This is a genomic window from Streptomyces sp. NPDC006335 (genome assembly GCF_040612795.1).
Lineage (GTDB): Bacteria > Actinomycetota > Actinomycetes > Streptomycetales > Streptomycetaceae > Streptomyces.
The window spans coordinates 134,880-153,227 of the sequence record NZ_JBEXQX010000017.1; the positions used below are offsets into that span (position 1 = coordinate 134,880).

General features: G+C 72.0%; 14 protein-coding genes. 10 read left to right on the top strand and 4 right to left on the bottom strand.

Annotated features, from left to right (window positions below):
* Window positions 1-27 precede the first annotated feature (27 nt).
* Window positions 28-846, top strand: a complete 819-nt coding sequence (locus ABZ098_RS35300) for an SAM-dependent methyltransferase (RefSeq protein ID WP_356597816.1) — start codon at window positions 28-30, stop codon at window positions 844-846.
* 69 nt (window positions 847-915) lie between these two features.
* Here ABZ098_RS35300 and ABZ098_RS35305 read toward each other — a convergent pair whose 3' ends face one another.
* Window positions 916-1,797, bottom strand: coding sequence for an NAD(P)-binding domain-containing protein (locus ABZ098_RS35305; RefSeq protein WP_356597817.1), 882 nt, complete (start codon window positions 1,795-1,797; stop codon window positions 916-918).
* 96 nt (window positions 1,798-1,893) lie between these two features.
* On the opposite strand from ABZ098_RS35305, the gene ABZ098_RS35310 reads away from it, so the two are divergent.
* From ABZ098_RS35310 to ABZ098_RS35330, 5 genes are all read left to right on the top strand, one after another.
* On the top strand, window positions 1,894-2,256 hold the full coding sequence (locus tag ABZ098_RS35310) for a helix-turn-helix domain-containing protein (RefSeq protein WP_356597818.1): 363 nt from the start codon (window positions 1,894-1,896) through the stop codon (window positions 2,254-2,256).
* A gap of 52 nt (window positions 2,257-2,308) precedes the next feature.
* On the top strand, window positions 2,309-3,049 hold the full coding sequence (locus ABZ098_RS35315; RefSeq protein WP_356597819.1) for an SDR family oxidoreductase: 741 nt from the start codon (window positions 2,309-2,311) through the stop codon (window positions 3,047-3,049).
* A gap of 116 nt (window positions 3,050-3,165) precedes the next feature.
* Window positions 3,166-3,858, top strand: coding sequence for a GNAT family N-acetyltransferase (locus ABZ098_RS35320; protein WP_356597820.1), 693 nt, complete (start codon window positions 3,166-3,168; stop codon window positions 3,856-3,858).
* Between the two features lie 174 nt (window positions 3,859-4,032).
* Window positions 4,033-5,154, top strand: a complete 1,122-nt coding sequence (locus ABZ098_RS35325; RefSeq protein WP_356597821.1) for a glycosyl hydrolase 53 family protein — start codon at window positions 4,033-4,035, stop codon at window positions 5,152-5,154.
* Window positions 5,155-5,311: 157 nt separating this feature from the next.
* Window positions 5,312-6,709 (top strand): cytochrome, encoded by a 1,398-nt coding sequence (locus ABZ098_RS35330; protein WP_356597822.1) that lies wholly within the window; start codon window positions 5,312-5,314, stop codon window positions 6,707-6,709.
* Window positions 6,710-6,784: 75 nt separating this feature from the next.
* Here the strand turns inward: ABZ098_RS35330 and ABZ098_RS35335 are convergent, their stop codons facing one another.
* From ABZ098_RS35335 to ABZ098_RS35345, 3 genes are all read right to left on the bottom strand, one after another.
* Complete coding sequence (locus tag ABZ098_RS35335) at window positions 6,785-7,453, bottom strand: YceI family protein (RefSeq protein ID WP_356597823.1); 669 nt, start codon at window positions 7,451-7,453, stop codon at window positions 6,785-6,787.
* 108 nt (window positions 7,454-7,561) lie between these two features.
* Window positions 7,562-9,154, bottom strand: coding sequence for a cation acetate symporter (locus tag ABZ098_RS35340; protein ID WP_356597824.1), 1,593 nt, complete (start codon window positions 9,152-9,154; stop codon window positions 7,562-7,564).
* Window positions 9,148-9,582, bottom strand: a complete 435-nt coding sequence (locus ABZ098_RS35345) for a DUF485 domain-containing protein (RefSeq protein ID WP_356597825.1) — start codon at window positions 9,580-9,582, stop codon at window positions 9,148-9,150. Before ABZ098_RS35345 ends, ABZ098_RS35340 begins: the two co-directional genes overlap by 7 nt.
* Window positions 9,583-10,096: 514 nt before the next feature.
* On the opposite strand from ABZ098_RS35345, the gene ABZ098_RS35350 reads away from it, so the two are divergent.
* Genes ABZ098_RS35350 through ABZ098_RS35365 form a run of 4 tightly spaced genes read left to right on the top strand, consistent with a single transcriptional unit; the run spans window position 10,097 to window position 18,260 of the window.
* Complete coding sequence (locus ABZ098_RS35350; RefSeq protein ID WP_356597826.1) at window positions 10,097-11,638, top strand: acyl-CoA carboxylase subunit beta; 1,542 nt, start codon at window positions 10,097-10,099, stop codon at window positions 11,636-11,638.
* 25 nt (window positions 11,639-11,663) lie between these two features.
* Complete coding sequence (locus ABZ098_RS35355; protein ID WP_356597827.1) at window positions 11,664-13,376, top strand: fatty acyl-AMP ligase; 1,713 nt, start codon at window positions 11,664-11,666, stop codon at window positions 13,374-13,376.
* Window positions 13,373-17,314 (top strand): beta-ketoacyl synthase N-terminal-like domain-containing protein, encoded by a 3,942-nt coding sequence (locus tag ABZ098_RS35360; protein ID WP_356597828.1) that lies wholly within the window; start codon window positions 13,373-13,375, stop codon window positions 17,312-17,314. The genes ABZ098_RS35355 and ABZ098_RS35360 overlap by 4 nt, the downstream gene beginning before the upstream one ends.
* A 22-nt stretch (window positions 17,315-17,336) precedes the next feature.
* Window positions 17,337-18,260, top strand: coding sequence for an alpha/beta hydrolase family protein (locus tag ABZ098_RS35365; RefSeq protein WP_356597829.1), 924 nt, complete (start codon window positions 17,337-17,339; stop codon window positions 18,258-18,260).
* Window positions 18,261-18,348: the final 88 nt, after the last annotated feature.

Below are 18,348 nucleotides of genomic sequence, written 5' to 3' on the forward strand. Positions count from 1 at the left end.
CCACGCACACGACCTGAAAGGGACAGGATGACCAACTCCCCCGCCGCACGGGAGATCGACACCAGCCGGCCCCACTCCGCCCGCATGTACGACTACTACCTCGGCGGCAAGGACCACTTCGACGTCGACAAGCAGGCGGCCGAGACCGTCGCGGCCACCTACCCCGGCATCTTCACGTGCGCCCGTGAGATACGCGCCTTCATGCACCGGGCCACCCGCGTCCTGGCGCAGGAGTACGGCGTCCGCCAGTGGCTGGACATCGGCACCGGCATCCCGACCGAGCCGAACCTGCACCAGGTCGCGCAGTCCGTGGCGCCCGAGGCGCGGGTGGTCTACGCCGACAACGACCCCTTGGTCCTCAAGTACGCCGAGCGCCTGATGCGCAACACGCCCGAGGGCCGCACGGCGTACGTCCAGGGCGACTTCACCGACCCCGAGGCGATCCTCAACTCCCCCGAGCTGGCCAAGACCCTGGACCTGGGCCGGCCCGTGGCCCTGTCCCTCAACGCCATCCTGCACTTCGTGCCGGACGACTGGGACCCGTACGGCATCGTCTCCCGGCTCCTGGACGCCCTGCCGTCGGGCAGCGCGCTGGCCGTGAGCCACTGCACGGGCGACTTCGCCCCGGAGCTGTGGGAGAAGCTCGTCGGCATCTACGCCGCCGCCGGCACCCGGGCCCAGGTCCGCAGCCAGGCGGAGGTCGCCCGCTTCTTCGAGGGCCTCGACCTGCTCGACCCGGGCATCTCCCTGACCCACCGCTGGCGCCCGGACGACCCTCAGGGCTCGGGCCCGGAGCTCACCGACGCCGAGGTCAGCGCGTGGGCCGGAGTGGGCATCAAGCCGTGACACGGGGCCGGCCGTGCGGGGAGCCCGGGCGCACCCGCACGGCCGGGAGCCCGGGGCGGTCCGCGGCCGTCAGCGGATCAGCAGGTCGATCACGCCCGTCAGGTCCTCCTCCCCGCTGCCCTCGGCCAGTCGGCGGCGCATCAACGCGAAGTAGGGGCGCAGCAGTTCCGGGCTGACGCCCTGCTGTTCGGCGGTGCTCAGGAAGGTCGGGGTTCCGGCCACCTGCATGGCGAGGTTGGAGACGACTTTCTGGGTGTAGTCGCCGTTGCGCAGCTGCTCGGCGGTCCGGTGGACGGCCGGGGCCATCGCGACGAGCCAGTCGGCGAGCAGCGGGGCGAAGGACGCGGGGTCGATGTCCTCCTTGCGGATCAGGGCGAAGGCGTGGGCGGCTCCGGCGAACATGCCGTACATGGCGCTGAGCAGGGCCACGTCGTGCAGCGCGGCGAAGCCCGCGTCCTGGCCGACGTACTCGGTGCCGACCGGCACCGCCAGGGTTTCCTGGTGCCTCTCGAACAGGTCCTGCGAGCCGCTGTAGAAGACGTATCCGCCGGCTTCCGGGACTCCGATCATCGGCGGGACGGCCATGATCCCGCCGTCCAGGTAGCGGGCACCTCGCCGGCGGGCCCACTCGGCGCGGTCGCGGGCCTGGGCGGGGGTTCCGGTGGTCAGGTTGACGAGGTCCCGGCCGGTGAGGTCGACGCCGGCCAGCGCCTCCTCGACCGAGGTGTCGTCCAGCAGGCAGACCACCACCAGGGTGTTCGCGGCGACCGCCTCGGCGGCGCTGTCCGCGACCTTGGCGCCCTCGGCGGCAAGTGGCGTGGCACGGCCGGGAGTCCGGTTCCAGACGGTGAGCTGATGGCCGGCGGCCAGCCAGGTGCGGGCCAGCGCGGCGCCCATCGCGCCGAGACCGAGCAGGGAGAGGGAGGTCTTCTCAACGGTGTTCTGTGTCATGCCGTTCAGGCTGGTCACCAGCCGGTGAGTGATCAAGTACGTACTTCGGAGTGGGTGGTTACCCTGAGGTGAGCGAGCACGTCGAAGGGGTGGGGCATGACGACGCTGAACCGGCCGGGCGCGCCGGACGGACACATCTGCGGGATCGACACCGCGATGGAGGTGATCGGCGGCAAGTGGAAGGTCCTGATCCTCTGGGCGCTCCACGAGCACCCCTGCCGCCGCTTCGGCGAGCTGCGCCGGCTGCTTCCGGGGGTCACCGAGAAGGTGCTCGCCTCCCACCTGCGCGAGATGGAGACGGACGGCGTGGTGCGCCGCGTCTCCTACGACGAGGTGCCGCCCCGCGTCGAGTACTCCCTGACCGAGGACGGCGAACGCCTCAACGACGCGCTCGAGCCGCTGGCCGCCTGGGGACGCGGACGGTCGGCCGCCGCGGCGGCCACCGGGCCGGTCCTCTGACGGCTCCTCCCCCAGGACCTGCCACGGACGTGCCGTGACAAGATCGACTGTCATGAGCATCGAAGCGGGCGACCGCCCCGTCGCCCTGGTCACCGGGTCCACGTCGGGGATCGGCGAGGCCGTCGTACGGCGGCTCGCGGCGGACGGGACACGGGTCGTCGTGCACTCACGCCAGAGCACGGAGGCAGGGACGGCGCTGGCCGCCGAGCTCGGCGGAGCCTACGTCCAGGCCGACCTCGGCGTCGAGGAGGAGGCCCGGGGGCTCGTCGAGCGGGCGCTGGGCCACTTCGGGCGGCTGGACGTGCTGGTGAACAACGCGGGCATCAGCTGGCCCATCCCGCACGCCGACCTCGCGGCGGCGACTCCGGCGGACTGGCGGCGACTGCTGGAGGTCAACCTCATCGCCCCCTGGGTGCTGTGCACCGCGGCCCTTCCGGCGCTACGACGCTCCCCCGGGGGCGGCAGCATCGTCAACATCACCAGCCACGCCGGCGTACGGCCCAAGGGGTCCTCGGTGCCGTACGCCGCGAGCAAGGCCGCGCTGAACCACGTGACCCGGCTGCTCGCGGCCGCGCTCGGGCCCGACGTACGGGTGAACGCGGTGGCGCCGGGACTCGTGGACACGCCGATGACGAAGGACTGGGCACAGGCGCACGAGCTGTGGCGGGACCGCGCCCCGATGCACCGCCCGGCCCGGCCCGCCGACGTGGCCGACCTGGTGGCGTCGGTGATCGGCAGCGACTACCTGACCGGCGAGGTCATCGTGCTCGACGGCGGCCTGAACCTGACCTGAGCACGCGGCCGGTGACGCGGCCGGCCCGTATCCCACCCACCACCCACCGTCGGCAATTCGATGGGCGACATAGCATTTCCCGAGCTCACGAGCCGGTACGAGAAAGGCACAGCAGGATGACGAGCGGGGATGCCGCGGTACTCGACGATCCGGTGGGCGAGTCACTGCGCGGCCCCCACACGGCTCTGGCACGCCGACGCGGTCGCGCCGCCACCTATCCGTCCGACGTCTCGACCTTCTCCGCGGTGGCCCCCGCTCCCGAGGCGGCGGACTGGGACGACCTGGCCCGGCTGCTGGGTCCTGGCCGGCTCGCCGACATGTTCAGCGGCGAGGCGACCCCGCCGCCGGACTGGGAGCCGGTCTTCGTCCTCGAAGGACGTCAGATGATCCGGCCCGGCAACGGCGGAGCCGATCACACCCACACCGGTGTCGTGGAACTGGGCGCAGCCGATGTGCCCGAGATGCTGGACCTCGTCGCCCGGACGCGACCGGGACCGTTCTGGCCGCGCACCCATGAACTCGGCACCTACCTCGGCGTCCGCGTCGACGGCAGGCTCGTCGCCATGGCCGGCGAACGGCTCCGGCCGCCCGGGTGGGCCGAGATCAGCGCCGTCTGCACGGCCCCCGAGGCACGCGGACAAGGCCACGCGGCCCGCCTGGTGAACGCGCTCGCCGCACGCATCCTGTCCCGCCACGACCGCCCCTTCCTGCACGTGGCCGAGGCGAACACCGCCGCGATCGCGCTCTATGAACGGCTCGGCTTCGAAACCCGGACGCACGTGGTCTTCCGCGGCTTCCGCACGCCGTGAGATCCGGGGCACTCTCCCGATATCTGTGTACGTACACACTTGATCCGCAGGTCGCCCACCTCTCTAACCTCGTGGAAATGCTGAAGGCACATGTATTTACAGCCACAACCGCACCTCCTACTGTGAACGTTCACGGAACACATCCACATGGTCATGTCAGACAAGGAGGTCGGGATGACCGTCAAAGGTCCGCGTCGCCTCGTGAGGGCCGCCATACTCCTGGCCGCACTCGCCCTGCCCGCATCCCTGCTCACCACGTCCACCAGCGCCTCCGCCGCCGGGACGCTCACCATGCGCGGTGCCGACGTGTCGACCGCCCAGCGCGCCCTCGACCTCGGGGCCAAGTACTACGACGCGAGCGGCACCGCCAGGGACCCGCTGGACATCCTCAAGGGCCTCGGCGTCAACTACGTCCGCCTGCGGGTCTGGAACAACCCCGCCAGCGGCTACAACAACAAGGCCAAGGTGCTGTCGTACGCGAAGCAGGTGAAGGCCAAGGGGCTCAAGCTGCTGGTCGACTTCCACTACTCCGACACCTGGGCGGACCCGGGCAACCAGAACAAGCCCGCCGCGTGGGCCGGCCACACCATCGGCCAGCTCCAGACGGACGTCTACAACTACACGTACGACGTCTGCAACAGCCTCAAGTCGCAGGGCACGACCCCGGACAGCGTGCAGGTCGGCAACGAGATCAACGTCGGCATGCTGTGGAACGAGGGCAAGGTCGTCAACAACGACTTCACCAACCTCAGTCTGCTGCTCAAGTCGGGCTACAACGCGACCAAGGCGTGCAACAGCGGCACCCAGGTGATCATCCACACCGCCGACGCCGACAGCGACGCCAACGCCCGCTGGTTCTACGACGGCATCAAGGCCAAGGGCGTCAACTGGGACATCACCGGGCTGTCGTACTACTGCCCGTGGCACGGCACGATCGCCAACATGGGCAGTGTCGTGGCCGACATGAAGTCGCGGTACGGCAAGGACGTCGTCATAGCCGAGACGGCCTACCCGTTCACCTCGGCCAACGCGGACGGCACCGCCAACTCCATCACGAGCGGGTGCTCGGGCTACCCGCTGAGCTGGCAGGGCCAGGCGGACAACTTCACCGCTGTGCAGAACGCGGCCCGCAGCAACGGCGCGATCGGGGTCTTCTACTGGGAGCCCACCTGGTACGCGGTCAAGGGCAACGGGTGGGACCCGGCCGACATCAACAACAGCGGCAACGGCTGGGACAACATGGCCGTCTTCAACTGGACCGGCAACGTCAACCCGAACATCAAGTGGACGCCGTAGCGGGCGACTTCGCACAGGAGCGGCACCGTCCTCGGGCGGTGCCGTTCGCCGTGGCGCCGCCCTCCCGAAGCGCCGGCCCGATAATCACCCCCCGCCATGGGGGCAGCGCAGGGGGTCACATTACTCTGGCGTAGCGCCTGAGCGAGGGAAGGAAGCCATGGGGGTTCAACTGAACAGTGGATCGGCGGCCGGCCACGAGTCGCTGGAGTCGATGAGCCTCGAACCGCTCATGACCCGCGACTACGAACGGGATCCGGCGATCGTGTACGAGCGTCTGCGCCGGGCGCACGGCCCGGTCGCGCCGGTCGACCTGCTGGGGGTGCCGGTCTGGCTCGTGCTGGGGTACGAGGAGGCGTACGAGGTCCTCCGTGACGACCACGCCTGGCCGAAGGGGCTGGAGAACTGGCGGGCGCGCAGGGAGGGGCGGCTGCCCGAGGACTGGCCGCTCGCGCCGTCGCTGGACGTCAACCACGTGCTGATCCAGGGCGGTGAGGGCTACCGCGGGCTGAAGGTGGCCTGGGACACCGCGCTGCGGCCCTTCCAGGACCCCCGACACCCGGTGGCCAAGCGGCTGAAGGCGCAGATCACCCGGGACGCCGACGAGTTGATCTCGCTGTTCACCCAGGGCGGCCGCACCGGCTGGGCGGATCTGTCCGCGCAGTTCTCGCGGCCGCTGCCGCTCATGGTCGCCAGTCATCTGCTCGGCTTCCCCGGCTCGCAGCACGACGACGCGCTGATGGACATGTGGCGGGTGCTGGACGCCGGTCCGGACGCGGGGCCCGCCCTGGAGCGGCTGCTGGCCACGCTGTCGGAGCTCGGCGCGTGGAAGATGAAGGAGCCCGGCGACGACTTCCCCTCCTATCTGCTCGCCTCCCATCCCGGCCTGAGCGTCGAGGAGTTGTCGCGCGAGCTGATGATGCTGCTCGGGATGACCTCGGACCATGTCGGCATCCTGATCTCCAACACGGTCGTCGAGGTCATCACCGGGAACCTCCCCTCCAGCGCCAGCCTGTCGGCGGGTCTCATCAGGGAGACCATGAACCGGGTGGTGATGCAGAAGCCGCCGCTGATCAACTTCGTGCCGCGGTTCCCCGTGAAGGACATGCGGCTCGGCGAGTACACCATCGCGGCGGGCGATCCGGTGTGGGTGTCGGTCGGTGCCGCGCACGCGGATCCGGCCTTCGCCGGGAAGGTCTGCCCCGAGTCGACCATCAGCACGCGGGCCCATCTGTCCTGGGGTGCCGGTCCGCGCCAGTGCCCGGCCCGGGAACTGGCCGGGGGCGCGGCGGCGATCGGCGTCAGCAGGCTCTTCGAGCGGCTGTCCGGGCTGGAGTTGTCGTTGCCGGTCGATCAACTGCCTTGGCGTTCCTCGCCGTTCATGCGCGGTCTGCGGTCGCTCCCGGTGCGGTACACGCTCTCGGGCACGCCCGCCCTGCCGGTGCCCCCGCTCCCACCGCTGCCCGCCACGGCCGGTTCCGCCCCGGCCGACGAGTCCGCCGTACGGCCGCGCTCCTCGCTGTGGCGCTATCTGGCCGGTCTGGTGCGCGGGCGCTGACGGCTCCGGGAGCACTGGAGCGGGCCACGAACTCGTCCGAGGTCGTGGCCCGCTCCTTGTGCGCGTTAGGGTCGGTCAGCCGGCCGGGGGTGTGCGGATCGCGGCGATGTCGAACTGCAGGCGGACCTTCTCGCTGACCATGGCACCGCCCTCGGCGAGCCTGGTGCTGTAGGTCAGGCCCCACTCGGAGCGGTTGATGGTGGTCGTGCCGTCGAAGCCGGCCCGCTGGTAGCCGAACGGGTCGGTGACATGGCCTATGTAGGTGAGTTCCAGGACCACGGGGCGGGTGGTCGCCTTGATGGTGAGGTCGCCGGTCATCCGGTACACGTCGGGTCCGACGACGTCCACGCCGGTGCTGACGAACCGCATGCGCGGGTAGGTCGCCGCGTCCAGGAAGTCCCGTCCCACGAGATGGCCGTCGCGCTGTTCCACGCCGGTGTCGACGCTGCCGGTGGAGATGATGATCTCGGCCTTCGAACGGGACGGGTCACGGCCGTCGAAGTAGAGGCGGCTCTGGTACTCCAGGAACGCCCCGCGCACGGTGGTCACCATGGCGTGGCGTACGGAGAAGCCGATCCTGCTGTGTGCGGGGTCGATGGCCCATTCCCCGGTCAGTGCCGCAAGTCCCGGATCGGGCAGGACGGCTGTGGCAGTGGCCGACGACCCGGTGGGGGGCTGGGAATCGTCGGCGGGTTCCGTGCGGTCCGTGCGACGGAACATGGTGCCACGGTTGAACAAGTTCATGCATCACCTAATTACTGCACGGGAGTTGTCGCCGCAAGCCGTGCTCCGCTGTCGACGAAATATCCACGCGTTCACCACACGCTTACCGGAGAAGTCGGGGGAAATCGGCTAGTCGACTCCGACAAGGGCGCGCACTTCGAAGTCCTCGTATGTCTCATCCGCTTCGGGACGGGTGAGTACCGAACCGAGCCAGCCGAGGAGGAATCCGGCCGGGATGGAGACGATTCCGGGATTCTGCAAGGGAAACCAGGCGAAATCGGATTCCGGGTAGAGCGAGGCCGGGGCGGACGAGACGACCGGGGAGAAGACCACGAGCAGGACCGAGGTGACCAGACCTCCGCAGAGGCTGAGGAGAGCGCCCTGCGCGGTGAACCGTCGCCAGAAGAGGGTGTAGACGAGGGTCGGCAGGAGGGCGGAGGCGGCGATGGCGAAGGCGAGGAAGGCCAGGGTGGCGGAGTTGGCGCCCCAGGAGACGAGGGCGAGCAGCATGCCGAGGACACCGATGACGGCCGCCGCGAGCCGGGCCACGGCCAGCTCCTCCGTCTCCGTGGCCCTGCCCTTGCGGATCACCTCGCCGTAGAGGTCGTGGGCGAGCGAGGAGGCTGCGGCCAGGGTGAGGCCCGCGGCGACCGCGAGGAGGGTGACGAAGGCGAGGCAGGACAGCAGGGCGGTCAGGACGGCGCCGCCGAGCTCGTGCGCCAGCAGTAGCACGGCCGCGTTTCCCGTGCGGTCGTTCTCCGCGACGGTGTCGCTGGTCAGGACCGCGGTGGCGCCGAGGCCGAGGATGCCGGCGCCCAGGCAGACGAAGCTGACCAGGCCCATGGCCCACACCACCGAGGTGCGCAGGACGTCGACCGACTTCGGGGCGAGGAGGCGCATCATCACGTGCGGGAGGGCGGCGAGGCCGAGCACGATGGCCAACTGGAGGCTGAAGAAGTCGAGTTTGCTGGTGGCACTGGCTCCGTAGCGCAGTCCGGGCTCCAGGAAGCGCGTGCCCTGGCCGCTGTTGTCCGCGGCCGCGGCGAGCAGGTTCTCGACGTTCCAGTCGAAGCGGTGCAGCACCATCACCACGGCCACGGTGACGCCGCAGATGAGCATGACCGCCTTGACGACCTGGATGAAGGTGGCGCCGGGCATGCCTCCGATGGCGGCGTAGACGATGACGATGGTGCCGATGACGATGACGCACAGGGTGCGGGTGGCGGTGCTGGGTGTGCCGGTGAACTGGGTCAACAGGGCGACACTGCCGACGAGTTGGGCCACCAGATAGAGGGTCGCGATGGCCAGCGTGCACAGCGCCAGGGCGAGGCGGACCGGCCGCTGCATGCGTGACAGGCGCAGCGCCAGGGTGTCGCCCAGGGTGAACCTGCCGGTGTTGCGCAGGGGTTCGGCGATCAGCAGCAGGACCATCGTCCAGGCGACCGCGGTGCCGCACAGGTAGAGCAGTCCGTCGTAGCCGGTCAGGGCGACCAGTCCGGTGCTGCCCAGGAGGGTCGCGGCCGACAGGTAGTCGCCGCACATCGCCAGCCCGTTGCGCAGCGGGGACATGGCGCGGTTGCCGAGGTAGAACTCGCCGATCTCGTCGCGTTGGGGTGCGGTCAGCAACGCGGTGAACAGGGTCACGACGACCACGGACAGGAAGAGCACGAGCGTCAGTTGGAGGCTGAGGCGGTCCACGACGGAGGCGCCGAGCGTCACCATGGGCGGAACTCCTCGTCACGGGGGGCCGTGCGCGCCTCGAAGGCCGCGCGTTCGCGTTCGGCGGCCCCGTGGTGGCGGACCAGGCCGCGCAGCCCGCGGACCACCGGGGTGACCTGGGTGCGCACGTGCGCGAGGTAGCGCCACACGATCACGCCCATCAGGACGAACTGCCCGAGGCCCAGCGCCAGTCCGAGCGTGAGGTGCCCGCTCACGGAGGTGTTCATCAGGCCGGGCGCGAAGCTGGACAACAGGACGTACAGCAGGAAGCCGCCGACGGCGACGGCCGTGGCCCGGACGCCGAAGCGCCGGTGGGCGTGGCGCAACGACTGGTACGCGGGCTGGCGGGACACCGTTCGCCGGTCCACCGCTTCGGGGACCGTGCCGTAGGGGGGCAAAGGCCCGCCGAGTCCCAGGGAGTGCCGTGACACATGCACCTTCTTTACTGCCGCGCCGGTCGTGGCGACAAAGGCACGCCGGAGTCATGCTCTGTGCGGACGTGTGGGGGATTGGTGAATCTGGAATTCGCGTGATTCGAATTGCGCGCTTGCCGACAAGCCTTGCAGGGCGGTCGGCCAGGGGGATCGAGAGGGGTGGCGACGAGCCAGGACCGGGATTGTTGCAGCGCCTGAGTTGAACTATCAACCGGGAGGGCGAACCCGATCGGGCAGCTGACTCATTCGCGTGCTCGGATTCCCGCGCGCGGCATCCCGCAGCCTGCGAAAAGGCCGCCCTCCGGAATAGGTCTGCACCTTCCCTGAGGCCAGGTTGTCTCAAATGCAGCGCCCAGAGGATCCTCCCCTCGCGCACAGCTCCTTGTCACCGACGGACTAAGGCCGGTCTTCCGGGACTCACCTCGCGCAAACAGAACGGCGTAGGGCTCGGCGTGCGCCGGAGGCGCTGCCATATTCGAAGGCCACTTCGGAGGTGGCTGTGACACTAGAGGTGACGACGACACGTCTGCCCGACCGCACCGCCGACCGCGTGCTCGCGCTCGAAGCCCGCCGAGCGCAGGCCGTGGCCGGGAACAGGCCGAGAAGACGCGGCAAGTTCGGCGCCCGGGAGCGGATCGACCTGCTGCTGGACTCCGGCTCGTTCACCGAGACCGGTCTGTTCGTGCGAGCCCGGCCGGCCGGTGGCGACGCCGACCGTCCTTACGGGGACGGGGTGATCACCGGGTACGGCACGGTCGACGGCCGTCCCGTCTGCGTCTTCTCCCAGGACTCCACGGTCTTCGGCGGCAGCATGGGCGAGGCCTTCGGTGAGAAGACCGTGGCCCTCATGGACCTCGCCCTGAGAACCGGCTGCCCGGTCATCGGGCTCAACGACGGCGGCGGCGCCCGCATCCAGGAGGGCGTCGTCTCCCTCGCCCTCTACGCCGAGCTGGTGCGCCGCAACGTCCAGGCGTCCGGGGTGATCCCGCAGATCTCCGTCGTCCTCGGCCCGTGCGCCGGCGGGGCCGCCTACTCCCCCGCCATCACCGACTTCACGGTGATGGTGGACGGCGCCTCGCACATGTTCGTCACCGGGCCCGACGTCATCGAGGCGGTCACCGGGGAGCGCACCAGCGCCGAGGAGCTGGGCGGCGCCCGCACCAGCAACTCCCTCAACGGCAACGCCCACTTCCTCGCCGCCGACGAGACCGAGGCCCTGGACACCGTACGGGAGCTGTTGTCGTACCTGCCGGTCAACAACCTGGAGCGGCCGCCGCAGTACGCCCCTCTGCCGCCCCCGGACGACGTGCCGCTCGACGAGATCGTGCCGGACCGGCTCGGCCAGGCCTACGACATGCGGGACATCCTGCGGGCGGTCGTCGACGACGGTGAACTCCTGGAGATCCAGGAGCTGTTCGCGCCGAACATCATCTGCGCGCTGGCCCTCGTCGAGGGCATGTCCGTCGGCGTGGTCGCCAACCAGCCGCTGCACGCTGCCGGGGTGCTGGACATCGACGCCTCCGAGAAGGCGGCGCGGTTCGTACGGTTCTGCGACGCGTTCGGCATCCCGCTGCTGACCTTCGCCGACGTCCCCGGTTATCTGTCCGGGGTCCGGCAGGAGCAGGCCGGGATCATCCGGCGCGGCGCCAAACTGCTGTACGCGTACGCCGAGGCAACCGTGCCGAAGGTGACGGTCGTGGTGCGCAAGGCGTACGGCGGCGGGTACGCGGTGATGGGCTCCAAGCACCTGGGCGCCGACATCAACCTCGCCTGGCCCACCGCGCGGATCGCGGTGATGGGAGCCGAGGGCGCGGTGGGTGTCCTGCACCGGCGTGAACTCGCCGCCTCGGACGACCCCGAGGCGTTGCGGGCCCGACTCGTGGATGACTACGAGACCACCCACGGGACGCCCTATCTCGCCGCCGAGCGCGGCTACGTCGACGCCGTCATCGCCCCGCGCGAAACCCGTGCCCACATCTGCCGTGCCCTGCGCGCTCTGCGCGGCAAGCGCGCCCCGATGCCGGAACGCCGGCACGGCAACATCCCGCTCTGACCTGCCTCGCGAGGAGACCTGCCCGATGGACATCCGCCGTCCCCCGCTCGCCCCCGCGTTCCGGAGTCTGCCGGAGTACGTACGCCACTGGGCCGGGGCCACCCCGGACCGCCGGGCGTTCACGTTCGTCGACCATCCCGCCCCGCACTCACGCGGTGTGCACCGCACCCTGACCTGGCGCCGGCTGGACGTGCGGGTACGGGCGGTGGCCGCCCGGCTCATCGAGGAGGCCGAGCCCGGGGCACGGGTCGCGGTGCTGTGCCCGCAGGGGCTGGAGTACGTCACCGGGTTCCTGGGGGCGCTCGCGGCCGGAATGGTCGCCGTGCCGATGTATCCGCCCGGTCTGCCCGGGCACGGCGACCGGCTGGCGGCCGTTCTGGCCGACGCGCGACCGGCGGTCGTACTGACGGCACGCCAGGTGACCGACGAGGTGCGCGACTTGTGCGGGGACACGGACGCGCGGGTCCTCGCCGTGGACCAGGTGCCCGACGCCGCCGCGAGGGAACTGCCGCTCCCCGAGGGGGAGATCGCCTACCTCCAGTACACCTCCGGGTCGACGCGCACCCCGACGGGTGTGGAGATCGGGCACGCCAACGTCGTCGCCAACGCCCGGCAGGCGCTGGGTGCCTACGGCGCCGACGTCCATCAAGTGACCTGTGTGGGCTGGCTGCCGCTCTACCACGACATGGGGCTCGTCCTCAGTGTCGCCGCCCCGGTCGTGCGCGGCCTGCTGTCGGTGCTCATGGACCCGGCCGCCTTCCTGCACGAACCCGCGCGCTGGCTGCGGTTGTTGTCCGCCCATCCGCGGGCGCTGAGCGCGGCGCCCAACTTCGCCTACGACTACTGCGCCTCGACGGTGACCGAGGACCAGAAGGCGGATCTGCGGCTGGACGGGGTCGTCGCGCTGATCAACGGCAGCGAACCGGTGCGTCCCATCACGGCCGACAGGTTCCAGGCCGCCTTCGCCGGTCAGGGGCTCGTCGCGGAGACCCACTGCCCGTCGTACGGGCTCGCCGAGGCGACCGTCTTCGTCAGCGCCGCCCGGCCCGGGGAGCCGGTGCGCCGGTTCGCCCTGGACCGCGACGCGCTCGCCGAGGGCAAGGCGCTGCCCGCGCGCCCCGACGATCCCAGGGCCGTGCTGCTGGCGGGCTGCGGAACCCCGGTGGGGCAGGAGGTCCGTATCGTCGACCCGGTCTCCGGCGCCCACCTGTCCGAGGGCGAGGTCGGGGAGATCCAGGTGCGGGGCCCCAACGTGGGCCGCGGCTACTGGAACCGGGACGAGCAGACCCGGCGCGTCTTCGGCCCGGACGGGCGGCTGCGCACCGGTGACCTGGGGACGGTCCTGGAAGGGCAGTTGATCGTCACCGGCCGGCTGAAGGACCTCATCGTCATCGACGGCCGCAACCACTATCCGCAGGACCTGGAGGCCACCGTCCAGGAGGCGCACCCGGCGGTACGGCGCGACCGGCTCGCCGCGTTCGGGGTGGCGGGCACCTCGGGTGAGCGGGTGGTCGTGGTGGCCGAGCACGCGCGGACCACGAGCCTCGCCGAGATCGACGTGCCGGCTCTGGTACGGGACGTGCGCGCGGCCGTGTCCGGGCGGCACGGGGTGCGCCTGGCCGACGTGCTGCTCGTCCCGCCGGGCACGGTGCCCCGGACGTCGAGCGGCAAGGTGTCGCGGGCGCTGACGCGTGAGCGGTACCTGGCGGGTGCCTACGCGGCGGGCGGCGCCGCATGAGGGCGGTGGACGCGAGCGCGGTGCGCCGGCTGGTCGCGGAGCGCGTCGCCGCGTGGACCGGCACGGCCGCCGCGGACGTTCCGATGGACCGGCCGCTGGCCGACCTCGGCATGTCCTCGCGGGACGCGGTCGTGCTGGCCGGGGACCTCGCCCGGCTGACGGGACGGGAGCTGCCGCCGACCCTGCTGTGGGAGGCGCCCACCGGGGAGGCCCTGGTCGCGCACCTGTGCCGTACGCCGTCGCAGATCACGGCATCGGCGCCCGCCACGGCGGCTTCCGCCGCGGAGCCCGTCGCCGTCATCGGCCTCGGCTGCCGGCTCCCCGGCGGGGTGCACGGCCCGGCGGACTACTGGCGGCTGCTGACCGACGGCGTCGACGCGATCAGGCGGGTTCCCGAGGACCGCTGGCGCGACTTCACCCCCTTCCCGCCCGAGGACGCGCCCCGGTACGGCGGTTATCTCGACGACATCGCCGGGTTCGACGCGGACTTCTTCCGGATCACCCCGCGCGAGGCCGCCGTGATGGATCCGCAGCAGCGGATCCTGCTGGAGGTCGTCCATGAGGCCCTGGCGCACGCCGCCGTCCCTGCCGCCTCCCTCGCGGGCACCGCCACCGGTGTCTTCGTCGGGGTCTCCGCCCCCGAGTACGGCTCGCTCACCGGCGCCGACCCGGCGGCCGTCGACCCGTGGGCGCCGGCGGGCGGCGCGCTGAGCGTGACCGCGGGACGGCTGGCGTACGTGCTGGACACCCGTGGGCCGAGCATGGCCGTGGACACCGCCTGCTCCTCCTCGCTGGTCGCGGTGCACCACGCCTGCGTGAGCCTGCGCACCGGCGAGAGCGACACGGCGATCGCCGCCGGCGTCAACCTGCTGCTGTCCCCCACCGTGAGCATGGCGTTCCGGCGGGCGGGCGCTCTCGCGCCGGACGGGCGGTGCAAGCCGTTCTCGCCGGACGCCGACGGCATCGGGCGCGGTGAGGGTTGCGCGGCCGTGCTCCTCAAGCGGCTGTCCGACGCCGAGCGGGACGGCGACCGCGTGCTCGCCGTCATCCGCGCCACGGCCGTCAACTCCGACGGCCGCTCCAACGGTCTCCTCGCCCCCAACCCGGCAGCCCAGCAAGCCCTGTTGGCCACCGCGTACGCGCGGGCCGGGCTCACCCCCGCCCACGTCGACTACGTCGAGGCGCACGGCACCGGCACCCCGCTCGGCGACCCGATCGAGGCGGGCGCGCTCGGCACTGTGCTCGGCGCGGGCCGCGACCCCGACCAGCCGCTGCTGCTCGGCTCCGTGAAGTCGAACCTGGGGCACCTGGAGTCCGCCGCGGGCATCGCCGGGCTGGTGAAGACCGTGCTGGCCCTGCACCACGACGTCATCCCACCGTCCCTGCACTGCTCCGGGGGCAGCGCCCTGGACGACGAACGGCTGCGCGTGGTCACCGAGGAGGAGCCCTGGCCGCGTTACGCCGGTACGGCCACCGCGGGCGTCTCCGGGTTCGGGTTCGGCGGCACCAACGCCCATGCCGTACTGGAGGAATGGCGGCCCGGCGTCCTGCCCCCGCGCCCCGCCGAGGAACCCGGCGCCCGGCTCCATCTCCTGTCCGACGTGGACGAGGAGCGGCTGCGGGACACCGCGGCCCGGCTCGCCGACTGGCTGCGGACGGCGGCCGCGCACCCCGCCGACGTGGCCCGCACACTGGCCGGACGGGCGGGCCGCGGGGGCGTGCGCGCGGCGGTCGTCGCCCGGGACCGGGACGAACTCGCCGACGGCCTGGACGCGTTGGCGCGGGGCCTCCCGCACGGCCGGGTCGTCACCGGCGAACGCGATCTCGTGGGCCCCGGCCCGGTGTGGGTCTTCTCCGGGTACGGCAGCCAGTGGGCCGGGATGGGACGCCGGCTGCTGGCCGAGGAGCCCGCCTTCGCCGCCGCCGTGGAGAAGCTCGACGCGGAGTGCGGGCTGTCCCTGTACGACCGTCTCGTCTCCGGGAGCGACCTCGACCGGCTGGAAGTGGCCCAGCCCGTGCTCTTCGGACTCCAGGTGGCGCTGGCCGAGTTGTGGCGTTCCTACGGCGTCGAACCCGCCGCCGTCATCGGCCACTCGATGGGCGAGGTGGCCGCCGCGGTGTGCGCGGGCGCCCTGGACGTGGCGGAGGGCGCCCGGATCGTGGCCGTAAGGGCCCGGCTGCTCAGCCGACTGCGGGGCGGGGCCATGGCCGTCGTCGACCTCGACGACGGTGAACTCGACGCCCTGGCCCGGGACTTCCCCGGTGTGCATGTCGCCGTCCACTCCTCGCCCGGACAGAAGGTCGTCACGGGCGAGGAACCCGCGGTGGCGCGGCTCGTGCGGTGGTTGGGGGAACAGGGGCGGACCGCCCGGTCCATGCGGGTCGTCGGCGCCGGTCACTCACCCCAGGTGGAGCCGCTGCTGGCCGAGTTGACCGAGTCCCTGGCCGACGTCGGCGGCCGAGCGCCCCAGGTGCCCGTCTACTCCACCGTCCTGGACGACCCGCGCGGCGACTGTGTCTTCGACGCCGCCCACTGGGCCGCGAACCTGCGGCGGCCCGTACGCCTCGACCGGGCCGTCGCCGCGGCCGCCGCCGACGGTCACACCGCCTTCGTCGAGATATCCCCGCACCCGGTCCTGGGCCGGGCCGTCGTCGAGAACGCTCCCGGCGCCCTCGCGATCGGCACGCTGCGGCGGGACGCCGACGGGTGCGGCGACTTCCTCACCCAGGTGGGCGCCCTGTACGGCGCGGGCGGGCGGCTGCCGCTGCCGCCGGGGCGGGTCGTCGACCTGCCCGCGCCACGTTGGAAGCACGTACGGCACTGGTGGACGGACGGCCGGTCAGCGGCACCGGCCCGGACCCCCGCGTCCACGAAGGCGCGAGCCGAGGAGGTGCACGCCGAGCAGGACACCTCCGTCGCGGCCCGCCTGTGCCATCACATCGCCACCGTCACCGGCCACCCCGCCGGCCGGGTCACCCCCGCCACCGCGCTGGCCGACCTCGGGCTAGACTCGCTGATGGCGGTCCGCGTCCGCACCGCGCTGGAGCGCGAGTTCGCCGTCGAGCTGCCGCTGCGCGACCTGCTCGGCGCCACCACGGTCCAGGAGGTGGCCGACCGGCTGCGGACCGGCCCGGTGCGCCCGCTGCGCGTCACCGGCAGCCGTCCCCCGCTCTTCCTCGTGCACGCCGCCGGCGGAACGACCGACGTCTACCGGACGCTTGCCGAACGCCTGGGCGACGAGCGGCCCGTGTACGGTCTCGAACGCCTCGAAGACGCACCCACGGTGACCGAGAAGGCGCGCCGCTACGCCGAGGCCGTCTCCGCCGTCCACCCCGACGGGCCGTGTCTGCTGGGCGGTTGGTCCTTCGGCGGCTTCGTCGCCCAGGAGACCGCGCGGCAGCTCACCGCCGCGGGACGGGACGTGGAGCTCGTGGTCCTCATGGACTCCGTACGGCCGCTCCCCCAGCCGGACCGCACACCGGCCGACCGGCTCCGCGCCCACTTCGAGGGCTTCGCCCGCCACGTCCGCGACGCCTACGGGGTCCCGCTGGAGCTGCCGTACGACGACCTCGTCGCGATGGACGACGACGCCGAGCGCATCGACACCGTGTTGGGGATCCTGCGCGCGTCCGCCGACGTGCCGCCCGCCGTCCTGGAGCACCAGCGCTCCTCCTACCTGGACCTGAGGATCGGCGAGGCCCACGGGCCGGGCCGCTACGACGGGCGGGTGGTCCTGTACCGGGCCACCGAGCCGGCGCCGCACACCGTGCGCGACCCCGCCTACGAGCGCGACGACCGGACGCTGGGCTGGGACGAGGTGTGCCCGCGCCTGACCGTCGTACCGGTCGCGGGACACCACCTGTCGCTGCTCGACCCGCCGCACGTCGACGAGATCGCCGCCCACCTGGGGCGCGAGCTCGCCGAAGGGACCCGCTGAACGTGAACCGAGGAGAGCCGCCATGCACCGACGCACCACCGGAGTGTCCCGACGTACCGTCACCAAGGCCGCGGCCGGCGCCGGTCTGGCCGTCCTGTTCGGCGCCCGGACCGCCTCCGCGCTGGGGTCACGCGTCAAGGACGTGTCCGTGTCGTCCGCCGCGCTCGGCCGCAGCGCCCCGGTGCGGCTGATCCTGCCGTCGGGCTTCGACACCCAGCCCACCCGCACCTACCCGGTGCTGTACCTGCTGCACGGCGCCCACGACGACTACACGTCCTGGACCCGGGAGACGGACATCGAGGCCTTCACCGAGGGCCGGAACCTGATCGTGGCGATGCCCGACGCGGGGCCCACGGGCATTCCCACCGCCTGGCGCGGCGGCCCCGACTACGAGACCTTCCAGCTCAAGGAGGTTCCGGCCCTGCTCGCCCGGGACTACCGGGCCTCAGGGGTACGGGTCGTCGCGGGGGTGTCCACCGGCGGCTACGGCGCCATGGCGCACGCGGCACGCCACCCGGGCACGTTCACCGCCGCGGCCTCCTACAGCGGGATCCTCGACACCATGGCGCCCGGTGTGCCCCCGCTCGTGGACGCCATCGTGGCCCGCGAGAACCTGGCGCCCACCTCACTGTGGGGCAATCCCTTCCTGAACCTGCTCACCTGGCGCGACTTCAACCCGCGGGACCGCGCGGTGGGGCTGCGCGGCACCGCCCTGTACGTCTCCAGCGGCAGCGGGCTGGCGGGAGGCACGGGCGACTGGCTGCCCGAGGCCCTGGAGAGCGCCCTGTGGCCCTCCGCGCACAGCTTCACCGACACCCTCGCGCGGCTGCGCATCCCGGTCACCACGCACTTCTACGCCGGAGGAGGGCACAGCTGGGCCTACTGGAAGCAGGAGTTCACCGCCTCCTGGCCGATGCTCGCCCGGGGGCTGGGGGTGCCGGAGTGAAGTCGGTACCGTCGGGGCACGGAACGCAACGCAGGGGCCGTTCGTCCAACTCAGGACTTACCCCTCGTCCCGCGGGCATCGGCCCGCG

Excerpts from the sequence above, each read along its gene's own strand:
- ABZ098_RS35300 (WP_356597816.1), top strand. The coding sequence starts at position 28 with ATGACCAACTCCCCCGCCGCACGGGAGATCGACACCAGCCGGCCCCAC.
- ABZ098_RS35305 (WP_356597817.1), bottom strand. The coding sequence starts at position 1,797 with ATGACACAGAACACCGTTGAGAAGACCTCCCTCTCCCTGCTCGGTCTC.
- ABZ098_RS35310 (WP_356597818.1), top strand. The coding sequence starts at position 1,894 with ATGACGACGCTGAACCGGCCGGGCGCGCCGGACGGACACATCTGCGGG.
- ABZ098_RS35315 (WP_356597819.1), top strand. The coding sequence starts at position 2,309 with ATGAGCATCGAAGCGGGCGACCGCCCCGTCGCCCTGGTCACCGGGTCC.
- ABZ098_RS35320 (WP_356597820.1), top strand. The coding sequence starts at position 3,166 with ATGACGAGCGGGGATGCCGCGGTACTCGACGATCCGGTGGGCGAGTCA.
- ABZ098_RS35325 (WP_356597821.1), top strand. The coding sequence starts at position 4,033 with ATGACCGTCAAAGGTCCGCGTCGCCTCGTGAGGGCCGCCATACTCCTG.
- ABZ098_RS35330 (WP_356597822.1), top strand. The coding sequence starts at position 5,312 with ATGGGGGTTCAACTGAACAGTGGATCGGCGGCCGGCCACGAGTCGCTG.
- ABZ098_RS35335 (WP_356597823.1), bottom strand. The coding sequence starts at position 7,453 with ATGAACTTGTTCAACCGTGGCACCATGTTCCGTCGCACGGACCGCACG.
- ABZ098_RS35340 (WP_356597824.1), bottom strand. The coding sequence starts at position 9,154 with ATGGTGACGCTCGGCGCCTCCGTCGTGGACCGCCTCAGCCTCCAACTG.
- ABZ098_RS35355 (WP_356597827.1), top strand. The coding sequence starts at position 11,664 with ATGGACATCCGCCGTCCCCCGCTCGCCCCCGCGTTCCGGAGTCTGCCG.
- ABZ098_RS35360 (WP_356597828.1), top strand. The coding sequence starts at position 13,373 with ATGAGGGCGGTGGACGCGAGCGCGGTGCGCCGGCTGGTCGCGGAGCGC.
- ABZ098_RS35365 (WP_356597829.1), top strand. The coding sequence starts at position 17,337 with ATGCACCGACGCACCACCGGAGTGTCCCGACGTACCGTCACCAAGGCC.